Raw genomic sequence first — 23,714 nt, forward strand, 5'->3', positions numbered from 1 at the left:
TTGAATCTTTCTCTGCATGCTCAGGGGATGACCCGCGAAACAGCTGCCCAGATTCTCGAACGAGTTGCTCTTCTCCTAGAACTTAAAGGGGAAAATCCGTTCAAAATCCGTGCGTACAAAACAGGGGCAGAAGTGGTGGAAAGCTACCCCGATGACATCATGCAACTTGCAATGGATGGCAAGTTATCAGGCGTGAAGGGCATCGGCGAGGCCCTGCGGGACAAGCTGCATGAGATGGCTACGACGGGTAAGCTGGAGTTTTTTGATAAGCTGCGGGCAGAATTTCCAGAGGGATTGCTTGAGCTTTTCGAAGTGCAGGGACTTGGGCCGAAAAAGATTGCGGCACTGTATTCGCAACTTGGTGTGGGCTCCATTGCGGATCTGAAAGTTGCCTGTGAGGACGGCACAGCGGCGAAGATCAGCGGTTTTGGCGAAAAGACGGTGGTGAAGATTTTGGAGAGCATTGCATTCCGGGATGCGCATGCTTCGGAATTCCGCGTGGACCAAGTGTATGCGGTGGCGCAGACGATGCTGGAGGCGCTGCGGGATCACCCGGCGGTGTCGCGGGCGGAGGTGTGCGGCAGTTTCCGTCGGGGTAAGGAGACGCTGCATGACCTGGACTTTCTGTGTGCGACGAAAAAGCCGGAGGAGGTGATCGCAGATTTTGTTAGGCTGCCGATGGTGGAAAAGGTGATCGCCCAGGGCGGCACGAAGGCCAGTGTTTACACCGCAGGTGGCCTGCAATGCGACCTGCGGGCCGTGAGCAGTGCTGAGTATCCTTTTGCGCTGAACTATTTCACCGGCAGCAAGGAGCACAATGTGGTGATGCGGCAGCGGGCGCTGGATAAGGGGTGGTCGCTGAATGAATACGGATTTACCATTGTGGAGGGCAAGGAGGCCCCGCCGATCCCGGAGGAGATCTACAATGAGGCGGAGATCTACCGTGCGCTGGGGCTGGACTTCATCGAGCCGGAACTGCGTGAAAATTCAGGTGAGTTCGAGGCGGCGGAGCATGGGCAACTGCCACGCCTGATCGAGCTGGAAAATCTGCGTGGGGTGTTTCACAACCATACGACGGCCAGCGATGGCACGGCCAGTCTGCGGGAGATGGCGGAGGCGGCCCGGGACCTGGGAATGCAGTATCTGGGTATCGCGGATCACAGCAAGTCGAGCTTCCAGGCGAATGGACTCAATGAGGCAAGGTTGAGGGCGCAGATCGCGGAGATTCATGCGCTGAATGAGGAGTTTGAAGGGCACTTCCGCCTCTTCTCCGGCACGGAGGTGGACATTCTGAAGGACGGCTCGCTGGACTTCAGCGATGAGCTTTTGTCGGAGCTGGACTACTGCGTGGCCAGTGTGCACAACGTCTTTAATCTGCCTGAGGCGGAGATGACGAAGCGCATCATCCGCGCGATTGAAAACCCGAACGTGACCATGCTGGGGCATGTGACAGGGCGGCTGCTTTTGCAGCGCCCATCCTATGCGGTGAACATCCCGGCGATCATTGACGCGGCGGCGGCTACGGGCACGATCATCGAGCTGAATGCAAGCGCCTGGCGGCTAGATATGGACTGGCGCTGGTGGCGGCTGGCGAAGGAGAAAGGCGTGAAGTGCAGCATCAATCCCGATGCGCACAGCACGCGCGGTTTGCAGGATGTTTTGTTCGGTGTGCGTGCGGCCCGCAAGGGCTGGCTGACGCGAAAAGATGTGATTAATTGCCTGCCGCTGGGAGAGGTGGAGCAGGCGCTGCGGAAGGGGAAGGCCTAACAAGAGATGCTGTGGCGGTGTGGGAGGTGTTTGGCCTGCCGGGGTGCCCGAGGCGGGACTTGGCAAGTCCCGCTCCTTGGGCTGGCTGGCATTCTTGAGTTCTGATTGGCGAGACCCATCGGGATGCGAAGGAACACCGGCAGTCTAGGAGGATCCGTTACGGGCGAGAGCTGATCGGATGCGAGTTTCGATGAAACTTGTTTCGCCGATCTGGATGCTTTTCACCTCGTGGTCCAGTTGCCGGTCATAACCCGGTGGCCCCTCATCGGTGGAGGTCAGCTTCAGGCTTTGAGCAATGGTGCAGGCTGCTGAGAGCCTCCGGTGTTCGAGCGCGGTTAGGCTGGCATCCCTGAGATTGTGAGTGGCATAGCCCATCGCCAGGATGAGTTCGTTTAGGTTGTGCTGTTCAAAGTGGGCAGCCATGGGATCGTTGCCGCACCAGTGGTTGATGCGGGGTTCGCAGCGAAGGATGGAGGATGTGGGGGTGACCTGACGAATCACCTCAATGCCCTGGGCGGTGGCGATTTGCAGAAAGGCATGGGTTCTCGCAAGGTGCGCTGAATCCGTGGGCAGAGTGACACCTGCGAGGGTGAATGAGCCGCTGGCCGTGATGAGGCGGTCGCCTTCAATGCGGTGAACGGTGATGGGTGCTGCCAGGGGAGTTTTGCGGAGGGTCTTTCTGAACAAGACGCCGCTGGGGGAAATAACAAGGAGCAGTCCATACCCCACCGCCAGGAACACCAACAGGGCGATGAGTCCTTTTGCCATGAGCCACAGCATCCGTCTGCGGCTTTGGCGAAGAAGGGCGCGTGCTGAGTGGAGGGCAGGAGTCACGGGACATTGGACGCTTGATGCTTGGAGGCGTTCGATCGTTCCTGAGTTGCGCAGGCGATGAGTTTTGGCTAAACGAAAATCATCTCAGAGCGATCTCTCTTCAAGATACTAGAGAGAAAAGTCTGGTGTCTTCACCGGTGGTATTCACTCGATATGCTAGCTCGACCACCGGCTACCTGCTGGCATTCGGTGCGGCTTGACGTGAGCGAAAATTAAAAATATGAAGTGTGATGCGGGATGAAATCAAGCCAGCACACCCTTCACCACGTTCGCCTGCTCCACGCCAGAGAGGCGGAAGTCGAGGCCTTGGGAGCGGAAGGTGAAGCGTTCATGCTCGATGCCGAGGAGGTGCATGACGGTGGCGTGGAGATCGCGGACGTGGACGGGGTTTTCGGCGACGTTGTAGCTAAAGTCGTCGGTCGAACCATAGGTTAGGCCGGGCTTCACGCCGCCACCGGCCATCCACATGGTGAAGCAGCGCGGGTGGTGGTCGCGCCCGGCTTCGGGGCTGTCCCACTTGCCCTGGCCGGCGACGCCACGGCCGAATTCGCCACCCCAGATGACGAGGGTGTCGTCGAGGAGGCCTCGCTGTTTCAAGTCCTTGATCAGGGCGGCGCTGGGCTGGTCGGTATCGCGGCAGCGGGCGGTACACCAGCTTGGCAGGCGACTGTGGTGATCCCAGTCAGGATGGAAGAGCTGGATGAAACGGACGCCGCGCTCGGCGAGGCGGCGGGCGAGGATGCAGTTGGCCGCGTAGCTGCCGGCGCGGCGGGAGTCGGGGCCGTACAGGTCGAAGACGGAATCGGGTTCGTCGCTGAGGTCGGTGAGTTCCGGCACGCTGGCCTGCATGCGGTAGGCCATTTCATACTGGCGGATGCGGGTGGTGATTTCAGCATCGTTGGTTTGGGCAAAGCGCATCTGGTTGAGCTCGGCGAGGCCATCGAGCATGCCACGGCGCAGGTGGCGCGGGAGGCCATCGGGATCGCGCAGGTAGAGTACGGGGTCCTTGGAGTTGCGCAGCTTCACGCCCTGGTAGCGTGAGGGGAGGAAGCCGCTGCCCCAGTAGTGGTCATAGAGCGGCTGGTCGCTGGGGCGCTGCATTTTGGAGATGAGCACGAGGTAGTCGGGCAGGTTCTGGTTGAGACTGCCGAGGCCGTAGCTGACCCACGCGCCCATGCTGGGCTTGCCGGGGATCTGGTTGCCGGTGAGGAACTGGGTCATGGCCGGAGCGTGATTGATCTGGTCCGTGGTCATGGACTTGATGAAGCAGAGGTCATCCGCGACCTCGCCCAGATGCGGCAGCCATTCGCTGATGGTGGCCCCGCTTTTGCCATGGCGGGAAAACTTGGTGATGCCGGGCAGGATGAGCTGCTTTTGGTTCGCCGTCATGGTGGTGAGGCGCTGGCCCTGGCGGACGGATTCCGGAAGCTCGGTCCCGGCCCATTTCATGAGGCCGGGCTTGTGGTCATAAAGCTCAAGCTGGGAAGGACCGCCGGACTGCGTGAGGAAGATGACACGCTTCGCCTTGGGCGCAAAGTGGGGCAGACCGGGCAGTCCTAGCGCAGGGGCCTGGCTGGCGGCGGAGGCCTGGCCTAACAAAGAGGAGAGAGCCATGGAGCCGACGGAGACGCCGGTGCACTGGCCCAGGAAATAACGGCGGGTGGTGTGCAGGGGGGAATCACTCATGGGTGATGGCTTCGTCTAGGTTGAGGACCAAGCTGGCGATGAGGGTGTGGGCGGCGAGGTCGGGGAGGGGGGCGGTTTTGGCAGGCGGGACGGGGAGGGAAGTGAGGTAGTTTTCCGCATCTTGGGGGTGAGCCCGATAGTGGGTGAGGGCGCGGTCAAGCTCGCGGGTGAGGATGGCAATCTCCTGCGAAGTGGCGGGGCGGGAGAGGACGTGCAGATAGAGGTGCTGGAGGCGGGATTTGACGGGCTGGTTTTGCCGCATCATTTGTTCGGCCAGGGTGGCTGCGGCTTCCATCATCGTTGCATCATTGAGGAGAGTGAGAGCCTGCAAAGGGGTGTTGGTGCGACTGACGCCGACCTCGCAGACGCGGCGCTGGGCGTTGTCGAAGAGGAAGGTAGGAGCGATGCTGCGGCGCCAGAAGGCATAGAGGGTGCGGCGGTACTGAGCGGCACCTTCGCTGGGCTCATAGGTGAAGCGGCCCATGAAGTTTTCCTCCCACACGCCTTCGGGCTGGTAGGGGCGCACGGGCGGGCCGCCGAGGGCGGGATTCAGCAAACCGGTGGCGGTGAGGGCAGCATCGCGCAGCATCCAGCTAGGCAAGCGGAAGCGGGGGCCTCGAGCGAGAAGGCGGTTTTGCGGATCGCGGGCCAGCAGGTCAGCACTAGCGGCGGAGTCCTGACGGTAGGTGGCGCTGGTGACAATGCGTTTGATCAAGTGCTTCACATCCCAGCCATGCTCCATGAAGTCCACGGCCAGCCAGTCGAGCAATTCGGGATGGGTGGGGCGCTCGCCCTGCAGACCGAAGTCATCGGGGGTTCGCACGAGGCCTGCGCCAAAGCACATTTGCCATACATGATTCACAAAGACGCGGGCGGTGAGGGGATTGTCGCGAGAGGTGATCCAGCGGGCTAGGCCTAACCGATTGCGTGGCTGGCCCTCGGGCCAGGGGGCGATTGCGGGCGGGACATTGTGGGTGACTTTGTCGCCGTGTTTGTCCCACACGCCACGTAGAAGGATATGGGTGTCGCGGGGTTCCTTGCGCTCGGCCAGTACCATGACGTTGAGCTTACCAGCGGCATTCTTGGTTTCTTTGAGCTGGGCACTGGCGCGGTCCAGGGAGGCCTTGGCGAGCTGATACGGGGCGTGGTCTTCGAGGAACTGCGCGAACAAACGATCACGCAAGGTTTTGTCGAGGGCGGTAAGGTCGGTGGCTTTGGCCGCGGCGAGCTGTTCCAGCGGGGCGGTGGCCAGTTCGTTGACGGCGGGGCCGGGTTGGTCGGTAGCGGAAAGGCGGAAGCGGCCGATGTTGGCGTCTCCATTCGTGGAGCGGTGCAGCAGGGTGAAGATGAGTTCTTCCTCAGCCTCCAGCACCAGCGGGGCGGCGAGGGCAAAGACGGCGGTGTGGGGCTGCGACTGCGGTGCGCCTACAGTGGTCCAACCGTTGCGTGGATCGTCATCCAGGGTGCCTTTGACTGCGCCGTATTCGCGGGAGGCTCCCTTACCGCCTTCGTGGTCGGCCACGGCATTGCGGACGGGAATGTCGCGAATCTGCGAGCTGCCGCGACGTCGTACCTGAACCTTGATATCAGTAAGGATGAATTCGCCGCTGGCCCCGCGTGAAAGGCCTCCTCGGGTGTGACTGGCATGGGGCAGCACCTCCAGCCTCAATCCAGTGATGCGGGGCAAAGAGATGCTGGTGATGAGGCGGTAATCATCTTGCTTCGGGTTGGGCCCGGAGGCCTGCACGCTGCCATCGGCCTCCTGTTTTAGCAGGGTGCCTTCCTGAGACTCCAGCTTGCCGCGCAGCCGATGCCAGGCGGTGAAGCCCTGACGGACCTCTGCGTGGCGGGCGGTGAGCCACTGGGTGAAGGGTTTTTCAGCGTCTGTGCGGGCTTGTTTCTCCAAAGGTTGGCGCTGGGCTACGAGGGCCTCAGCCTCGCTCACGGCACGAGAGGCGTGGGGGGACTGGTAGCTGAGGTAGGGCTGGGCCTTGGTCCCGGCGGAGCCGTCCTCATCCACGCTGTTGAAGAAGGCGGCGAGGCTGTAGTAATCCGCGTGGGTGATGGGATCAAACTTGTGCGTGTGGCACTGGGTGCAGCCGAGGGTGAGGCCTAGCCAGACGGTGCCGGTGGTGTTTACGCGGTCGATGACGTAGTCCACGCGGGACTCCTCCTTGTCACGGCCACCTTCACCATTGGTCATGTGATTGCGATGAAAACACGTCGCTACTTTTTGTTCGGCGGTGGCATTGGGCAAAAGATCGCCGGCGAATTGCTCAAGCGTGAACTGGTCGAAGGGTTTATTCTCATTGAAGGACTGGATCACGTAGTCGCGCCATGGCCAGTTAGTGCGGTTGGCATCGGCCTGGAAGCCATCGGTATCGGCATAACGGGCGGCATCTAGCCAGGCCATGGCCATGCGCTCGCCGAAATGAGGCAAGGCTAGCAGGCGGTCCACCTGGGCTTCATAGGAGGTTTTGGAAAATGCCGCGACTTCGGCTGGGGTAGGCGGCAGGCCCGTGAGGTCAAAGGAGAGGCGGCGGGCGAGGGTGTGAACAGGGGCTGTGGGGGCGAGCGTGAGCCCGGCTTTGGACAATTGCGCTGAGACGAAGTGATCCACGGGATGACCCCGGACGGTGGTTTTGACGGGCTTTTCAAAGGCCCAGTGTTTGCCCCACACAGCTCCTTCGGCGATCCAGCGACGGATGACCTCGGCCTGGGCAGAGGTGAGGCGGGGCTTGTGCGATTTCGGTGGCGGCATCAGCTCGTCCAGGTCCTGGGTGAGGATGCGGGCGAGGAGGTCGCTGGCCTCGGGTTGGCCCGGTTTCATGACGGCAAGCGCGCCTTCGTGGGTGTCCAGGCGGAGGTCAGCCTTGCGATGGGCTTCGTCCTGGCCGTGGCAGCTCAGGCAATTGTCCGACAGGATGGGCAGGACATCGCGGCTGAAACTGAGCGGCTCTTCGCTGTGGGCGAAGAGCGGCAGCAGGGCGGCGATGGCGAAGGGGAGACGGACCAGCATGGACGAGACCATGGCATAAACAACGGTGGCCGCCATGAAGCGTGCAGGCTTTGCCTTTGGACTATTCAGGCATGATGCAACCCTATCTTTTAGACTGGATGGCAGGATTTTCAGGATTCACAGGAAGAGGATGGCAACATTTCAACCAAGGAAGGAAGAGGCAATGAGCGGGGCTTAGCAAGCGGCGATCCTGTGGGTGAATGCTCCGATCTCCAAAATTAGGGGGCGGTGGTGGGCGGTGGCGAGGCAGGGGATTCAGGGACGTAGATGACCTCTCCTGATTTTAACCGATAGGCAGTGCCGAGTCGCTGGCCATCTCCGCCCAGGGTTTGGGGGCTGGCGCGAAAATGTTCTAACTGGGTGCCGTTCTGGTGGATGATTTCCATCTCGGGTGTGCCCTCTTTCTGGATGGTGCTGCGACTCTCAGTGGACAGGCTTTCGTAACTGACGATGGCCAGCAAAAGGGCGGCTGCGAAGGCGATCCAGACGTCAAAAAGATTCAGCAAACCGGCGGCGGGATCGTCATCCGGGGATTCGTCCCACGGGCGGATTTTTCGGTGCCTTTTCATGGGCGGGTTTCCAGGCGTGTGAGGATGTATTCCAGGTCGTTCATGTCGCGCCCATACCAGCTCCGGCGAATGGTGGTGAGCGTGTAGGTGGTGCAGCCGATGAGCACACCGCAAACCGTGGCCGTGAAGGCGACGACGAGGTTGCTAGAAAGCTCGGCGACATTCCCAGAGGCGAGGCCCGTGAGTGCGGGGCCTAACGGAATGAGTGTGCCCATCAGGCCCAGCATGGGGGCGACACGGGTGGCCCAGGTGAGCTGGGAGAGGCGGGCGGCGACATCGGTCTCTGCATCTTCGAGGGATTTGCTGCGCTCCTGCAAATCTTGAAGTCGGGAGCCTAGCGAGAGGGCAAAACGGGCGGGCAGTCCGCCGGGGGAGTCGCGCAGCTTTTCCAGTGCAGCGGTGCCTGTGGCGGGGGTGCGTGCCAGTTCCAGGGCTTCATGCAGGCAGCGTCTTACTGCTTTTCGGCCTAACCATTCGCGAAGGAGCCCCCCGATCATGGTGAGTGTCCAGACCAACAGCAGCAGGATGGCTGCTAGTGTGGGCAGGAGGAGGGCATCTGAAATGAGCTGGAGAGTGTGTTGGATGAAGTCCATCAGGCGGATCCGGTGCGACGTAAAAAACCAAGGGTGATTAGAAAGGCGAGTGCGGCGAGAGCAACATAGGCCCAGGGGAAACCGATGGGGGCGGGTGTCTGGGATGCGGCGGTATCGGCGGGCTTCGGAGTGGGCATTTGGTCCAGCTTTTGGCCGGAAACTTTGTCAGTGGTGGGGGCGGTGGTGGATTGAGCCAAGGACTCTTTCATAGCGGCGGCGCGGGCTGCATCGGCGGGTGTGCCGCCGGCACCTAGAGTCTGCGTGGTGTAGTCCACTAGGCGTGCATTGCCGCCGCTGACGAGGCCGCCGGAGTCGCCGTGATTTTTGACGGAGTCGGCATACAGCCGGGCGAGGTCTTGCAACTGCTCTGGGGTGGCCTGCCAGATGTCCTTGCGGGCAGCCTCCAGAAGGGTGGCAGTGATTTCCTGGAGGGCATGCGGGGAGACACGCTGAAACCATTCATTCAATCCGAGCTGGTGGCGGTCCTTGAGCAGGACCTCATAGATGTCTGTCCATGTCTGCTGTGAGATGGCCTCTGGGCGGGTGACAGACCAGCCAAAGGTGTTTTTGACCATTTCGGCCATGTGGCCTGCGCCTGCGTAGTCGTGCTCCTTCATGCCCTGGAGCCATTTTTTGCCTAACAATTCCGATTGTAAATTGGTGGCGAGCACTTCTTCCAGTTCGCGGACGCTGGCACCGGTGGGGTTGCGAACATCGGCGATGAGGGCTTGTGGAGTCTTGCCAGTGACCTGCTTGACAGCCATGTTGAGGCCGCCCAAGTACTCGTAGGCATGATGGTTGGAGAGCTGGCTGGTCATGTTAGAAGCCCAGACGCGGAGGATGGCATCCGTACCCTGGATGGCTTCTTCATAAAGGCCGTCGATGCGCTCGCCCCAGACATCGCCTGTGTAAACGAAACTCATGTTGTCCATGTACACGCTGGTGATTTCCTCTGGCTTATCCCAGACGCCGGAGCGTGGCACGAGATGGAGGATATTGGTGCCGGACATGTTGCCCGGCTTGGTGCCAAAGATGCGTGCACCAGCGAACTTGGCGGCCTTGGCGCTGGAAAAGCCGCGCTGCTGGAGGCGGCCCTCCATAGCCTGCACGGATTCACGTACGGGATTGGCAGATTCTGGTGCGGTGGCGGCCAGGCGCACGGCTTTGTCTAGCAGGGCGACGCGGGACGGAAAGTTCTCTTTATACTGGCCGCCCATGGCGATGAAGACATCCACGCGGGGCCGCTGAAGTTCTTCGGCGGGGATGAGCTCGACATCGATGACGAGGTTGTTGCGGTTCCAGATCGGGCGCACCCCGAGGAGGTAAAGAATCTGTCCTTCCATGACGCCGAAGTCGCGCATGGTCTCCATGCCATTGAGGTCCATCCCGATCTTTTTGGGGCGATGCGTGCGCAGCAGATCATCGACGAGTTTTTTGGCGACCTCCCAGGCAGCGCGGTTGGGGATTTCCTCGGGGTTCATTGAGTAAAGATTGCGGCCAGTGGGGAGGGAGGCCGGATTGCGGATGGGTTCGGGACCGGGGCCAGGCTCGATGTAACCGCCGGCCAGCGCGTGGAGAAATCCGTTGATCTCTGTATCAGCATCCATGAGCCGGGTGTGCATGTCTTTGGCGAAGGTGAGGTCTTTCTCCAGAGCCGGGGTGATGGATAGGCTGTCTGGCGTGGTTCCATTCAGCCATTTATCCAGCATATGGGCGGCGGCTTCGCGCAGGGCGGGCTTTTCTCCGGCCAGCGTTTTTATGAAGGGGCTGGCCTCCGTCAGATGTTGCAGGAAGGACTCCCCCAGGATGGAGACGAGGTAGGGCAGGCGGTCTTGCTCAACCGGGGGCTGGCCTAGAATGTGGAGGCGGGTGGGAGTCTGCGCATCATAGAGCTGATGCAAGTGGGCATCCAGACGGGCAATGGCCTCATCTTCAAAAGGTTGGTCGCCAGAGGTGGCGTGGGCGATGTTTTCCAGGGCCTGTTCCTGCACCTGCTGGGTGATGCGTTTGCGGAATTCTTCACGCAGGAGGCCCGGCTCCAGGGTGTTGAATTTATGAATGTCATCGTGGAGGGATTTGAATGCGTCTGACAGACCTGCGCCGACGGCGGGGGGCACGCGGTGGTCCACCAAGGCCGCGTAGGAGCGGCGGCGAGCGAGGGTGGATTCTCCCAGATTATCGGTGATCCAGAGATCCACCACGGGCAGATGGCTGATGCAAAGGTCGCTCCAGCAGTCTTTGGAAAGGCCAGTTTCCTTTCCAGGCAGCAGTTCCAGGGAGCCGTGGGTGCCCCAGTGGACGATGGCATCGGCCTGGTAGCCTTCCTCCAGCCACCAGTAGAAGGCTAGGTAGTTGTGCGGCGGGGGCACATCGCGGGAGTGCAGCAGCTTGTCATCCTGCTTTTCTCCGCGTTCTGGCTGTGGCGTGAGGATGACATTGCCTAACTGGATGCGTGGAATGACGATGTGTGGCTCGCCATTGCGTTTCACGACCATGAGCCGACCTGGAGGTGGGCCAAATTTTGCGATCACGGCCTGGCGTGCAGCCTCTGTGAGCCGGGTGTCAAACCAGCGCTGGTAGGTGGAAAGTGGGATGAGGATGGGGTCTCCCTCATCGGCCAGCTTTTCCAGGTCTCCCTGCACCCAGGGGCCGAGATTGCGGCCCCGTTTTTTCAGGGTGGCGATGAGGTCTGCCGCGCTGGAGGGGAGATGCTGCAGGACGTAGCCTTCTGCCTGAAGGCGGGGGAGGAAGCGGATGAAACTTTCGGGCCCGTCGAGAAAGGCACCCGTGGGGCTGCCGCGCATCAGGTCATCCTGGCCCAGGCCTTTGTTGTAATAGATGAAGGCGAGCTTCTTTTCGGCATTCGGCTTGTGATGCAGGGTGGCCCAGCGTGTGGCCCGTGCGGCAAAGGCTTCGATGCGGTCTGGGATGGGTTCATGCAGCCGGAAACCCTGAATATTGGCCTGCAGCCCGCCTATGACCATCGGCTCGATGGTGCCCCAGGATTCCTGGAGTGACATGAACATGCCGACGTCTTTGACGGACATTCCGCGTGGGTCCTGGCGCCATTCTTCCACGGTGGAGCCCAGCATGGAGACGGGGCGCAGATAGGGGACATCCAGCTCCTTTAAAATAGCGGTGCTCTGCCAGGTGCTGCCATGGCGGTCCTCCACCAGCATGCTGGGCCGGGCGGCCTTGATGAGATCCACCATGCGGCCTTCACGGTCGCCAAAGATGACCACGGCATTCAGCGGCTGTTTTTCCAGGGCCGAAATCTGGGCATTGATCACCTTGAGATCCCGCGTGATCCAAAAGGACTGCTGGATGAGCAGGACAACTACGGGCTTCCCCTCCTGCCAGCGGTGGCGTGATTTTTTGAACTCTCGATAGCGGTCAAAGTTGTCAAAGGGCTCTTCGTGATCAGGATCGTAGTAACCAAATTCTGGGATGAGGACAGGAGGCTCAATCGTGGCTGTGCGGCCCAGATATCGCACATGGAGGTAGCGCATCAGCCGCTGGACGTTCAGGGGGCCATTGGCACGCCAGTAAGCCATGAGATCGGTGTCCTGCGTGAGCAGACCCGCCTTGTCCAGATCCACATGGCTGCCGCGCGTGTCCAGCGCCAGCACGCGCTGCTGGGGGTTGGCCGCGCGGGCTTGGCGCAGGGTGGCGGTGAGGGCGGGAGATTCCGTGGCCTCCACATTCAGCACCAGAATGAGAGGGAAGGACGTAGCCTCCGCTGGCTGGAGCCGAGCAAATTCACCTGTGCTGAAAAAATGCGCTGCCATGCCATTTTGGCGGCAGCCGGCATCCACCAGGGCCATGGAGCGATCCCACACCCCCACAAATGCCAGCCGGGTGGGAGCGGCAGCAGCATGGCCCAGACATAGCAGGGGCAGTAGCCAGCCTAAAAAGAGATGCGACCAGGAGTGTGAGGTCCTCATAAGGGCCTAAAAGCTGAGTCGTGCACCGATAACTGCGCCGAAGCCGGGGGCCACCCGCTGCTGCTGCGAATAGGCCTGGCGGTAGCTGGCATCAAAGACATTGTTGAGGTCCAGCGTGAGGTCTAGCTTGCTGTGGGCTCGGTCCCAGACATTCACTCCGAAGCGCACATTGGTGGTGGCCCAGGACGGGATGCTGTAGTCGGAGTTCAGGGGTGGGTTGTTCGTCGAATTGGGGGAGCCGTAGGCGGGGTCGGTGGAAAATCCGGCGTCCTGCTCATCATCCGGAGAATGGCGGTGAAGCTTGCCGGCAAAGTTTTCGGTAATCTCTGCCCACCAGCGTTTGGAGGGCGACTCAAAACGAAGGCCGAGAGTCCCAAAGAGGGGTGGGATAAAGCGCAGCGGCACATCGGTGACGGTATTTTGGCCATAGGTGTAGGTGGCATTTCCGAAGAGCGTCCACTGCCTGCCGAACTGATGCGCCATGGCAAACTCCACCCCCGTGATGAATCCCTCCCCAGTGCTGGATTTGCGTGCGGCTGCGAAGGTGCCCTGGCCGGGGATGACCACGGTGCCGGAAGTCTGGGTGACCGCGAGATCTGAGAGTTGGGTGTAGTAACCGACGAGGGAGGCGCTGGTAGCTTCCGAATGATGCCGCAAGCCCAGCTCATAGGTTACAGATTTTTCCGGGTTCAAGTCGGGGCTCGGCAGAGAAGCGATCTTGGAGGAGAAGACGGGCGGGCCGGCGCTGAGGAGATCTGAATACGTGGGCGCGCGGAAGCCGGAACTGATGTTCAAGGTCATGTCCCATTTGGGCGTGAAACTGTAGATGGAACCGAGGTTCCAGGTCACTGACTGCCAGCTCTTGTCCAAGGCCAGATCATTGAGCCCGTAACCGGCGCTGGGGATGACATCGAGGCTTTCAGGATCCGAATGAATGTGGCTGTTTTCATAACGGGCCCCAGCAGTCAGCAGCAGGTTTTCGATCGGGCGGAACTCCAGGGTGGCAAAGGCATCATACACTTCATAAGACCCGTCTGGTGTATTGCCAGCAGGTTCCGTGACGGTGGTGGTGCCGGTGGCAAAGACGCGGCGGCTTTGAGTGAGCTTGGTGCCCAGGGTTTCATACCGATAATCGGTGCCAAAAATGAGGCGGGCCTTGCCCCATTCCACCGCGTTTTGAATGCCGATGCCGAGGATGTCCTGATCCGTATCGGTACGGGTGGTGGTGAAATTTGTGGCGCTCTCCACCCGCCTGTCGCGGAGGCCTCCGTAGTATTGATAGTAGCCGTAAATCTTGAGCTCATCGCTCCAGGCACCTAGGTCTTCAGCCGTGTAGTCCAGCTTGGCAATGCCGCGAATTTCTTCTGGGCTGAAGAGGCGTGGTACGCCACTGGCATTGAGCTTGGACTGCACGTAGCTGTCCACATTATCACGGCGGTTATGCACCCAGGATAGGCGAAAGGTGTGGTTTTCGACTGGTCGCCATGCAACGTTCAAATAGCCGCCCAAGGTCTCATAACCAGTGGGGTCCATGCGTTCGCGATCGGGGCCATGATAATCATCCACATCTTGTTGGGTGAGGCCCGCCGCGATGGCGATGGTGGGGCCCGTGAGGTGCAGATCCAGCGTGCGGGTATTTTCATCATCGTTGGTTCCGTACCTTTGGTAGAGCTCGCCACCGACCTCATGCTCCGGCGTGAAATCGGCACGTTTAGAAATCAGGTTGATAACACCGCCGATGGCATCGCTCCCGTACTGCACGCCACCGGAGCCGCGAATGATTTCGACGTGGTCCAGCGCACCGAGAGGGAACTGATTGAAGAAGCCATTGGGGCCACCAAAGAGGGCCCCATTGTTGATGCGGACGCCGTCCCACAAGTAGAGTACTTTGTTGCCAATCTGACCGCGAAGGATGGGGGAACCTTGGGTGGCCACGCTGACGGCCCAGACGCCAGGCTCCTCGCGCAGGGATTCCACTGGGGAACGGGCTTGGCGTCGTTCCAGCGTTTCGCGGGACAGTACACTGATGGTCTGCGGGAGGTTGCGCACGTCTTCTTCCGTGCGCAGCGGCGTCTCGGCGATCACGGTGATGGTGGGCAGCGTCACCACCTTTTCTTCTTCAGTCAAAGCGGTGCTGGCCTTTGTTTTAGGCTCTAGCTCTGGCGGGATGGCCGCAGGCTCTACGCCCGGGGTCTGGAGGATGCCAAGGAGGGAGAAGGTGAGACAGGCGGTTTTGACAGAAGCTGGGAAGTTCATGGGAGATTCATGACCGACGTCTGAGCGTCTGTTGCTGGGTCATGTCGGGAGACTCCCTGAACGTTGGAGTTGAGGGGGCTCAACATCGGTTCTCCCAAAAGGCGGGGTCTGGATTATATTTGATCTGTCTTGCGAGTCATTGGGGCGAATTTAATCCTGTTTGGGATTTTCGGCAATGTATGTTAGGTTTGGTGGATGCTGCGCGTGGATTCGGGGGCCTTTGGGCTTAGGATTTATTAAGGGGATCGAGGCTGGAGAGGATGGGGGATGAAGTACAGGATTGATCAGATTTCAGGATTCGCAGGAGGCGAAGCCTTGAAAAGGGCTGCGGCCACCAGGGTCAGCTCAAGGAGCGGGACTTGCCAAGTCTCGGGGTTTGGGGAGAGACCGATGGGGCAAAGAGCCGCTACGTTATTGATGAATCCTTTGTTAGGTCGGATGGCGGATCATCATTTGCGGACATCTTTTTGCCATTTTCTGGGAGGTGGGGCCGTGAGAGTATGCGGAGGGTCAAAGGCCAGGACTTGGCAAGTCCCGCTCATTGGAGGCGCGGGGCAACTCCATGCCGGGGAGGGGCTGGTGGAGGGTGAGCTCGGGGGGAGCGGGGGCCTGGGATAGGGTTTCGCCCAGGGGGCCTTGGAGGAGGGTCCAGGTGAGGCCGGGTTTGTAACGGGAGGTCCAGGTGCCGCGATGCAGCAGGGTATCGGCCGCGCCGTGGCGGAGGTAGGGGAAGTGGCGCTTATGACTGAGGGCGAGGCGCAGGGCGGATAGATCGTTGGTTAGGCTGACGATGTGGAGGGGGCGCAGGGGGGCTTTTTCAGCTTCGGCCTCGTAGGTGAGGATGGCGGCGATGGCGGCGGCTCCGGCGCCGAGGCCGATGTCCCAAAGGATGAGCGGGGTGGCCTCCTCCGCAGGCACATCGGCAGGCAGGCGAAGGTGCTGGGCTAGGGGTACTTCCTCATTCCACTGCGGCGTGGCGGCATCGGTGGAAACGGCCTGGCCGGTGGTGATGTGGAAGATGCGGGCGGGCTGGCCCGGGGTGACGCTGAGTTCATAGTCGCCCACACGCTGGGCGTGGTCTGGGCTGATGACGGGTGGTTTGACGGTGGTGACGGGGTGATCAATGTCCTCCACCTGGAGGATCTGGCGCTTTTCGTGGTAAAGCTTGAGGAAGCGGTCTTCCAAGATGCTCTGACGGATTTCGCGCATGAGCTGGTGGTAGAAATGAATGTTATGCTGGCCCATGAGCTGCCAGCCCAGGGGCTCCTGCGTTTTGGTGAGGTGGTGTAGGTAGGCGCGGGTGTATTTGGCGCAGACGGGGCAGGTGCAGTCGGGGTCCAGGCGGTCCTCGGAAAATTTGTACACGGTGCGGCGGAGCTGGATGACGCCCCGTGAGGTGAAGACGGAGCCGCGTTTGGCCACCTGGGTGGGGATGATGCAGTCAAACATGTCCACGCCGCGATGCACGGCCTCCAGCACATCCAGCGGGGTGCCCACGCCCATGAGGTAGCGGGGGCGGTCGGCAGGCAGCAGGCAGGCGGTGAGCTCGCAGGTGTCTTCACGTTCGGCCTTTTCCTCGCCCACGGCCAGACCGCCGATGGCGAAGCCGTCGAAGGACATCTGCATCAGGCCCTCGGCGCTTTCGCGGCGCAGGTGCGGGTAGAGTGCGCCCTGGACGATGGCAAACATGGACTGGGGGGAATCCTCGCGGGCGGCGAGGCTGCGGGCGGCCCAGCGCTGGGTGACTTGCAGGGCTTTGCGCGCGGCTTTTTCATCGGCGGTGGAGGGGATGCACTGGTCCAGCACCATCATGATGTCGCTGCCGATGGCCATCTGCGTCTGGATGCTGAGCTCCGGGCTGAGGAGGATGCGCTGGCCGTCCACGTAGCTTTGGAAAACGGCCCCGGCTTCCGTCATAGAACGGGAGTGGGGCAGGGAGAAGATCTGATAGCCGCCTGAATCCGTGAGCACGGAGCCGGGCCACTGCATGAATTTGTGGATGCCGCCCATTTTTTTAAACACCTCGGGCCCTGGCCGCAGGAGGAGGTGGTAGGTATTGGCCAGCAAGATTTGCGAGCCGGACTCGTGCAGGGTTTCGGGAAGCTGGGCCTTCACGGTGGCCTGGGTGCCCACGGGCATGAACAGGGGCGTGCGCACCGTGCTGTGCAGGGTGCGAAAGGTGGCGGCACGGGCCCGGGAACCGGTGGCCTGGGCTTCGAGCTGGAAATCAAGTCGGGAGGGGGACATGGACAGCTTTTCCCTATCGTTGAATCCAGCTTCGTCGAGGGCAAAGCTGGCAACAACTATCCACGGCGGATCTCGGAGCCTTTGAAGCGGATGTTAAAGCGGAAGACTTTTTTCTTCCGGCATTGGATCTCGCCGGTCTGCAGGTCGAAGCGTTCGGGGATCTCAATGAGGTGGAGATCGGCGGTGGCGTGGAAGCCGCGCTCGGAGAAGATGTCAATGAGGATGGCCAGGGCTTCGGGGTCGTGGAAGAGGGTGTTTTCCGAATTGATGTCGGCGCGGCCTGAGATGGAGTGACGGACGATGATGGGCATCATTTTGCCTTCGATGAAGTCCACGACGGCCTGCATGAGATCGGCCTTTTCCACCTTGTAGCTGTCCAGGCGGCGGACGAGGTCCTGCCGGGCATGACGGATGATTTCGCTGGCCAGCGGCAGCTTGCGCAGGAGGTCGAAGGTGCGGGGGTCCAACTCCAGGGAGCTTTGGTACTCCAGCTCGCGCACGATGTTTTCCTGCACGAGGTCCAGGGAGGCCTGGGCATTGATGAAGTGGTAGTGGAAGATTTCCTTCAGGGAGACGAGCGCATCGTACGTCTTCTCTTTGAAGACCTTGTAGCGGTTGCGGGCGAGAGTAGGATCGAAGTCGGTGGCGCGTTCTTCCCAAAGTTCCCCCAGGCCGGAGCGGCGAACTTCTTCATTGTGGGCGAGGACTTCCTGGCCGCGTTTGAGCTGGCGGGCGATGCTTTCGGCCTCATCCACAAAGAGCACCATGATGTGGAAAATGGGCTGTTTGAAATGGAAGGCATCGGGCGTGGCGGAGAAGTCCCGCCGCAGGCGCATCATTTCATCAAAGAGCAGCTTCAGGCACTCCACCTGCACCTTGGTGCGCGGGAAGCCATCAAGGATGGCCCCGTTTTGCTGCTCGGGCTCGAGGAGCTTGCGGAAGAGGATGCCGACGACTTCGCGGTCGCCCACCATGCCGCCCTGGGACTTCAGCTTTTGGGATTCGGGACTGTCGAGGAGGGCGCTGACGACGATAGGCTCGGCCGTGATGCCGCGCAGCTTGCGGATGAAGTTGGTGTTGGTGCCTTTGCCCGCCCCGGGGGCACCGCCGAGGAGGATGAGTTCCTTGGGAAAACGCAGGTTCTCGCGGCCATAGTCGTCCTCGAGCTGCTTCCACACCTGATTGAAAATGAGCTGGGCGTCCTTGATTTCCAGATCGGGAGGCGCGGCTGGTTTGGCGGTGGATTCAGCGGAGGTAGACTGCATGCGGTGGGCTTATCCCAAGGAGCGCAGCTTGCCAAGTCCCGTCTTGGAAAAGCGGTGGTTTGGGGGCAAGCGGCAGTAGCGCTTGGGGAGAAAGCAATGAGGGCGGTGCGATGAAGAGTTGGCCAGGAGCGCAGCGGGGGCGTGAGATGACGGGACTTGGCAAGTCCCGCTCCTTGGGGGTTGGTGAGCTTGCGGGGGGAATAACATCTGGGGCAGGTGAACTTGCGGAGTCGTTTGAGTGACGAGGTGATGGGGGATCAACAAGGAGCGGGACTTGCCAAGTCCCGCCATCTCACGCGTTCGTGTTATCCTTGCAAAGTCCACAGCGAGTTTTGCTGGCTTGGGCAAGTCTTGCCCTTGTTTTTTGTTAGCGCACGGCTTGTGCGAGCTCGCTTTCCCAGAGGGTGTAGTGACCTTCGGTTAGTCCAGCCTTGGCGGGGTTGCGACGGATATAGCGGATCACGTTTCTCAAATGATCTTCGTCGCGGATCAGGCGGTCAAAGTAGTCGTGCTGCCAGAACTGTCCGTCCAGAGCCAGCTTTTGATGGAGCACTCCAGCGGTGCGGCGTTTCCAACTGAAGATGATTTTTTCCAAAGACCAGTCTGGATGAAGCGTCATCAGCCCATGCACGTGATTGGGCATGATGACGTAAGACAGCAGCTTGTAACGCTGTCCTTGAAAGAAATTCAGCGATTCCTCCATGGTCTGGCGATGATCCGTGTGACGCAGCGCGCAGGAACCGAAACCGCGATCCAGCCCTTGGTCCAGGCGAGCAGAGAAACGCTGGTGATATTCGGCCTCATCCTCGGGCGAGAGTGGGGGCGGGTGAATTTGCTGCCAAAGCTGGCGTTCGGCCTTGAGCTGGCTCAGCATCTCAGCTGGTAACGAATCGGCCATACGGAAGGTGATGAAGTAAGTCGCGCCTGGTTGCTGCCAGTGCGTCAAGTTGTTCCGCGTGACGTGAATGTCCGCGAACGGATTGAAAAACTTCATTCAACGGAGGCTAGGCAAAGAGTGGGAGTTGGCAAGGTGAGGCTTGGATAACTCGCTGGAGAGTGTGCAAGGGAGAAGTGGGACGTGAGATGACGGGACTTGGCAAGTCCCGCTCCTTGGGGGGGCGTTGTGAAAGCTCGGGGGCGTGTGAGCTGATCGCTTACCCTTTGAGGGTCATGAGGTAGGCGAGGAGGTCGGCGGCTTGCTGGTCGGTTAGGGCATCGAGGAGGCCTTCGGGCATGAGGCTGCGGCGGATGTAGCGGGTGGTGCGGACGTCTTTTTTGGGCACGCGGCGGTCGGGCAGGCCGGGCTGGCGCACGACGTAGGCTTGGGCGTCTTCGCTGACGTAGAAGGCATCCAGGAGGTCGCCATTCATCATCTCCAGGCGGAAGATGCGGTAGCCGGGCTCCATGGCGGCATTGGGGGTGAGGATGTTGCGCAGCACGGCCTCGAGGCCCATGGCCCCAGCGCCGCTGAGGTTGGGGCCGATCTGGCCGCCGGTGCTGCCGATCTGATGACAGGCGAGGCAGAGGGCGGCGAGGGGCTGGCCCTGCGGTGCCTTGCCCTGGGTAGCGAGGGCGGTGTAGCGGGTGAACTGGGCATCCAGCTTCTGGGCCTGGGCCTCGGTGAGCAGCGGTGGGGTGTCCAGAGTCTTGGCGATGCGTGCGCCCTGGCCATAGAGCTTGGGCGTGGCGGGCTTCGGGTCGCGGGCGGCGGTGAAGTGCAGGCCTTCGGTGGTGGGGGGCAGGATGCGGTCAAAATGGGCGCGGATCTGGGCCTCGGTGCGGGCCTGTTTCCACACACGGAATTCGCTGAGCGCGCCGTGGGTGCCCTGGTTGGGGCCGCTCCAGCCGATGCGGCAGTCTTTGAAGGGGGCGATGGATTTCTTGCTACTGGTGGCTTCCAGCTCGCCGTTTTGATAAAGCTTGAAGGTGCCTCCAGCATCACGGGTGATGGCCACGTGGGTCCAGAGATCGGGCGTCATAGGCTTTTGTGCGACCGCGACATCGCCGATGCCATCCCCGAGCCAGACGCGAAATTTGGAGCCGAAGAAGTTGAGGTCAATCTGTTTCGGCGAGCCGAGGATGCTGTCCTGATTTCCGATACCTTCGGTTAGGCGGACCCAGGTCTCGACGGTGAAGGGACCTTCAAGAGTGAGCTTGGAATCCACCCAGGCGCTGTCTTGGCCATCGAGCAAAAGCACTTCGCCAAACACGCCGCCGAGTTGCTGCTGTAGCTGGGCCAGGGCGGGATCTTCGCCCAGGACGGTGGCGAGACGTTCGAGCACAGGGCCGTCGAGATCGGCCTGGGGGATGGTTTTGTCGAGAATGGCGGCGAGCAGGCTTTTGGCTCCGCCTTCGGCCTGGCCGGAGAGGGCATTGAGCGTGCGCTTACGCTGGGCGGGGGTGAGCTTGGGGTAGAGCTTGAAGAGGCGTTCGCAGGCGCTGTGAACGGAGTTGGTGCTGGCGGCGATGAGGGCATCCAGCGCGGCATCGCGGAGGGTGGAGTCGGGATCGGATTCGGCGAGGACGTAGAAGAGCTGGGTTTCGGGCGAACGGATGGCGGCCAAGGCGGCGAGGCGGAGGGCGAGTTCGCCACTTTCATCCTGGGGGACGGGCTGGCCTGCAAAGACCAGCTGCTGCCGCTGGTAGAGGGGCTCGATGACGTGTTCCTCGGCGGGAATTTGAAAGCCGCTGCACAGCACGAGGGCCTGTTTGCGGGTGGGCAAGTCGTCACTCTTCAGCATGCTGAGGGCGGTCTCTTGGAGGATGGGGGCGACGCGGGGGGCATCCAGCAAGGTGCGTTTGGCCAGGAGTTTTTCCGCGACGACGGCCCCCGATGCGGGCAGGGAGAGCAGGGCTTTCAGGGCTGCGCCCACGCCGGGTTCTTCGGGGAACTGGGCGAGGCGGAGGAGCTCTTCGTCATTCGGGGCGCGGTCGAGCTGGGGCAGGAGTTTGGCGACGCGGGTGGCGCTGGTTTTCGGATCCAGGGCCAGGGCGGCGAGGACGCGGGCCTCGACGGGGAGTGCGGCGGCGGTTTCGGAATCGAGGAACTTGGCGACGGCCTCCGGATGCCGCTCTAGGAACATGCGAACTAGGAAGCGTTCGAACTCGCGGTCATAAGCTTCGCGAACGGGGATTTGTTTGGCACCGCGTGAGGACTGGATGGTGGGGCCGCTGGGGAGGGAGGGCTTGGCGAAGGAGAGGAGCTTGGCGATGTTTTCATTCGTCAGATTGTTTGCCAAGGAGCGGACTTCTTTGGTGAGAGGAGGCGAAGAGTACTCTTGGCTCGACCAATGATCTTTTGGTAGCATGCCGCGGTCCACCAATGTCTGCCAGGCGAGGTGGGCTTTGGCGGTGGGTTTGGTGGCGAGGAGGGCGATGAGGTCTTCGTTGCTGAGCTGGGTGAAATCGGGGATGGGGGGGAGGGGAGCGTGGGCACTTTTGCCCATTTCTTTGGAGGTGGAGTCGGGAGTCGGCTGGTCAGGCGAGGGCCTGGAGATAGGCGGCTGCGCCGCTTCGGTTTTAGATGCGGACAGGAGTGTCCGCGCTCCTCTCGGGACGATGCGCCAGATGCGGCCTCGGGTTTTGTCGCGGTCGGGGTGGGCGCGGGGGACTTCGTTGTGGGAGATGATTTTGTTATACCAGTCCACGATGTAGATGCAGCCGTCGGGGCCGTTGGTGAGGGCCACGGGGCGGAAGAAGGGATCGTCGCAGGTGATGAGGTCGGGCTTTTGTTCGAGCTTCCAGTAGGCGCCGTCGCGGTGCATGGCGAGGGTTTGGACCTTGGATGTGATGGGGTTGGCGACAGCTATGGTATGGGCGGCCTGGGCATCGACGAGGGGGCCGTTTTCAATGAGGGCGAGGCCGCTGAGGCCGGTACCGCCCATGCGGAAATCCGCCTGTGGTGGGAAATCGGGCTGGTAGCTTTTTTTCAGGGCCTCCATGCCGCCGGGGTAGTAGGCGTATTCATGGAAGGGCATGACGGGGTAGCCGTAGTCGTTGGCCTCCTGGATGAAGGTCTCGCCCTCGCCGGTGATGACGAGTCCCCAAATGTTGTTAGGCCCGACGCTGGTGACTTCAAAGTCGCTGCCATCGGGCCGCATGCGGGCCATGCCGCACTTGGGGTAATCCACGAGGGCTTTGCTGCCAGGCTTGTGGACCTGGCTGTTGTTAAAGAGGCCCTGGGCCATCCAGATCCAGCCGCCGGGGGCGCGGGTGAACTGATGGGGGAAGAGGTGGCTGTCCTGCACGCCGAAGCCGGTGAGGAGGACTTCGTGGGTATCGGCCCGGCTGTCGCCATCGGTATCCTTGAAGAGCTTCAGGTCATGGCCATGCTGGATGTAGCAGGTGTCGCCATTGCCCCAGGGCAGGATGCCCAGGGGGATGGCGAGGCCCTGGGCATAGACCACAGGATTGGTTAGGCCGCCGGGAGGCAGCGGGGCATTGAGGGCCTCGCGGGAATAGATGAGGACTTTGTCCTTGCCGGGGCTGTTGTAGATGGCCTCGGCTGCGGCGGGGTTTTCATTGGCATCCACCGGATATTCAAAGGCGGTCTGCGTCCACAAACGGCCGCGCTGATCAAAATACACGCTGACGAATTTGCCGATGCCGTCGCTTTCCTGGACGACGAGTTCGATGTCGTAACCTTCGGGCAGGTGGAAGAGCTTTTGCTGCTCGGCTGCGGTTTTGGCGGTGCCTTGAACGTTGTTGTAACTGGTGTCGCGTTTGCCTTTGGCGGGTGGGGCGAGGAGTTTGCGTGCGGCCTCGACGCCGCCGAGGGACTGCCAGGTGGGCGCACCGGGGGTGGCGGGGAGTTCCTCAATCGTGATGTCCTTTACCTGCACGATGCAGGCACCGCCGCTGTGGACCTGGGGGCCGAGTTGGCCATCGAGCGCGACGTTTTTGTCGGCCTCGGTGTAGTCAATCGCGGCGACGCCATTGATCCAGACCTGGATGCGTGGGCCTTCTGCGCGGATGCGGTATTCGTTCCAGCCATAGACGTCCACGGCCTTGTCCAACGCGGCGGCGTCGAGAGGTTCGGCGATGACTTTGTTGCGGCGGAATTCGTCATAAATTTTGCCGAACCAGCCCTTGCCGCAGTCCACCTGGTAACCGCTCATGTGATGGCCGCTGGGCACACGCAAGCTGCGGATTTGAATGCCGCTGTTCAGCATGCCAGTGGTGGGATCGCCGCTGACTTTGATCTTCAGTTTGAGATCGAAGTTCTGGTAGCTCTTGTGAGTGCAGATGAAGTAGTTCTGCGTGACTTTTTCGGTGAGGGAACCGCCGGTCATGAGGCCGCCCTCAATGCGCCAGACGGCGGGGTCGAAGTCCCAGCCAGTGAGGGATTTGCCATCGAAGAGGGAGACGGGCTGGGCCCAGAGGGGCAGGGCTGTGGTGAGCAGCAGGCAGAGGAGGGCAAAGCGGCGCATGGTGGTGGAGACGATATAACGCGGGCATTCCACCAGATTCCTGCGAGGGCGTCCACAAGGAGGTGACCGAAATGCACAGGGTGGGTGGGTGCGAGGGGAGAGAGC

Annotated in this window: 12 protein-coding genes; 1 reads left to right on the forward strand and 11 read right to left on the reverse strand. The window is 61.2% G+C overall.

All coding sequences use genetic code 11. The features are described from left to right. Positions 1-27: 27 nt before the first annotated feature. Positions 28-1,767, forward strand: coding sequence for a DNA polymerase/3'-5' exonuclease PolX (gene polX / locus HNQ64_RS07855; RefSeq protein WP_184207195.1), 1,740 nt, complete (start codon positions 28-30; stop codon positions 1,765-1,767). 144 nt (positions 1,768-1,911) lie between these two features. Here the strand turns inward: polX and HNQ64_RS07860 are convergent, their stop codons facing one another. The 11 genes from HNQ64_RS07860 to HNQ64_RS07910 form a co-directional block, all read right to left on the reverse strand. Beyond that, positions 1,912-2,535: a hypothetical protein gene (locus HNQ64_RS07860; protein ID WP_184207197.1), complete on the reverse strand. Its 624-nt coding sequence runs from the start codon at positions 2,533-2,535 to the stop codon at positions 1,912-1,914. Between the two features lie 309 nt (positions 2,536-2,844). Then, the gene (locus HNQ64_RS07865; RefSeq protein ID WP_184207199.1) at positions 2,845-4,287 is read right to left on the reverse strand and encodes a DUF1501 domain-containing protein; all 1,443 of its coding nucleotides are present in this window, start codon (positions 4,285-4,287) and stop codon (positions 2,845-2,847) included. Then, positions 4,280-7,342: a PSD1 and planctomycete cytochrome C domain-containing protein gene (locus HNQ64_RS07870; RefSeq protein WP_221305376.1), complete on the reverse strand. Its 3,063-nt coding sequence runs from the start codon at positions 7,340-7,342 to the stop codon at positions 4,280-4,282. The genes HNQ64_RS07865 and HNQ64_RS07870 overlap by 8 nt, the downstream gene beginning before the upstream one ends. A gap of 182 nt (positions 7,343-7,524) precedes the next feature. Beyond that, positions 7,525-7,875 (reverse strand): DUF2149 domain-containing protein, encoded by a 351-nt coding sequence (locus HNQ64_RS07875; RefSeq protein ID WP_184207201.1) that lies wholly within the window; start codon positions 7,873-7,875, stop codon positions 7,525-7,527. Continuing rightward, entirely contained in the window at positions 7,872-8,468 is a 597-nt protein-coding gene (locus tag HNQ64_RS07880; RefSeq protein ID WP_246430967.1) for a MotA/TolQ/ExbB proton channel family protein, read from the reverse strand. The genes HNQ64_RS07875 and HNQ64_RS07880 overlap by 4 nt, the downstream gene beginning before the upstream one ends. Further along, the gene (locus HNQ64_RS07885; RefSeq protein WP_184207203.1) at positions 8,468-12,412 is read right to left on the reverse strand and encodes a cobaltochelatase subunit CobN; all 3,945 of its coding nucleotides are present in this window, start codon (positions 12,410-12,412) and stop codon (positions 8,468-8,470) included. Before HNQ64_RS07885 ends, HNQ64_RS07880 begins: the two co-directional genes overlap by 1 nt. A 6-nt stretch (positions 12,413-12,418) precedes the next feature. Continuing rightward, positions 12,419-14,668, reverse strand: coding sequence for a TonB-dependent receptor plug domain-containing protein (locus HNQ64_RS07890; RefSeq protein WP_184207205.1), 2,250 nt, complete (start codon positions 14,666-14,668; stop codon positions 12,419-12,421). Between the two features lie 510 nt (positions 14,669-15,178). Beyond that, positions 15,179-16,915, reverse strand: coding sequence for a tRNA guanosine(34) transglycosylase Tgt (gene tgt / locus HNQ64_RS07895; protein ID WP_184207206.1), 1,737 nt, complete (start codon positions 16,913-16,915; stop codon positions 15,179-15,181). A 56-nt stretch (positions 16,916-16,971) separates the two neighbouring features. Continuing rightward, on the reverse strand, positions 16,972-18,180 hold the full coding sequence (locus tag HNQ64_RS07900) for a nucleoside monophosphate kinase (RefSeq protein ID WP_184207208.1): 1,209 nt from the start codon (positions 18,178-18,180) through the stop codon (positions 16,972-16,974). Positions 18,181-18,547: 367 nt separating this feature from the next. Continuing rightward, the gene (locus tag HNQ64_RS07905) at positions 18,548-19,174 is read right to left on the reverse strand and encodes a transposase (protein ID WP_184207210.1); all 627 of its coding nucleotides are present in this window, start codon (positions 19,172-19,174) and stop codon (positions 18,548-18,550) included. 160 nt (positions 19,175-19,334) lie between these two features. After that, complete coding sequence (locus HNQ64_RS07910) at positions 19,335-23,609, reverse strand: DUF7133 domain-containing protein (RefSeq protein WP_184207212.1); 4,275 nt, start codon at positions 23,607-23,609, stop codon at positions 19,335-19,337. Between the last annotated feature and the right edge of the window lie 105 nt (positions 23,610-23,714).

The sequence above is a fragment of the Prosthecobacter dejongeii genome (assembly GCF_014203045.1).
Taxonomy (GTDB): Bacteria; Verrucomicrobiota; Verrucomicrobiia; order Verrucomicrobiales; family Verrucomicrobiaceae; genus Prosthecobacter; species Prosthecobacter dejongeii.

Bases quoted from the DNA above. Each gene is read 5' to 3' on its own strand.
- HNQ64_RS07880 (WP_246430967.1), bottom strand. From the start codon at position 8,468: ATGGACTTCATCCAACACACTCTCCAGCTCATTTCAGATGCCCTCCTC.
- polX (WP_184207195.1), top strand. From the start codon at position 28: ATGACCCGCGAAACAGCTGCCCAGATTCTCGAACGAGTTGCTCTTCTC.
- HNQ64_RS07885 (WP_184207203.1), bottom strand. From the start codon at position 12,412: ATGAGGACCTCACACTCCTGGTCGCATCTCTTTTTAGGCTGGCTACTG.
- HNQ64_RS07865 (WP_184207199.1), bottom strand. From the start codon at position 4,287: ATGAGTGATTCCCCCCTGCACACCACCCGCCGTTATTTCCTGGGCCAG.
- HNQ64_RS07910 (WP_184207212.1), bottom strand. From the start codon at position 23,609: ATGCGCCGCTTTGCCCTCCTCTGCCTGCTGCTCACCACAGCCCTGCCC.
- tgt (WP_184207206.1), bottom strand. From the start codon at position 16,915: ATGTCCCCCTCCCGACTTGATTTCCAGCTCGAAGCCCAGGCCACCGGT.
- HNQ64_RS07870 (WP_221305376.1), bottom strand. From the start codon at position 7,342: ATGGCGGCCACCGTTGTTTATGCCATGGTCTCGTCCATGCTGGTCCGT.
- HNQ64_RS07890 (WP_184207205.1), bottom strand. From the start codon at position 14,668: ATGAACTTCCCAGCTTCTGTCAAAACCGCCTGTCTCACCTTCTCCCTC.
- HNQ64_RS07860 (WP_184207197.1), bottom strand. From the start codon at position 2,535: ATGGCAAAAGGACTCATCGCCCTGTTGGTGTTCCTGGCGGTGGGGTAT.
- HNQ64_RS07875 (WP_184207201.1), bottom strand. From the start codon at position 7,875: ATGAAAAGGCACCGAAAAATCCGCCCGTGGGACGAATCCCCGGATGAC.
- HNQ64_RS07900 (WP_184207208.1), bottom strand. From the start codon at position 18,180: ATGCAGTCTACCTCCGCTGAATCCACCGCCAAACCAGCCGCGCCTCCC.
- HNQ64_RS07905 (WP_184207210.1), bottom strand. From the start codon at position 19,174: ATGAAGTTTTTCAATCCGTTCGCGGACATTCACGTCACGCGGAACAAC.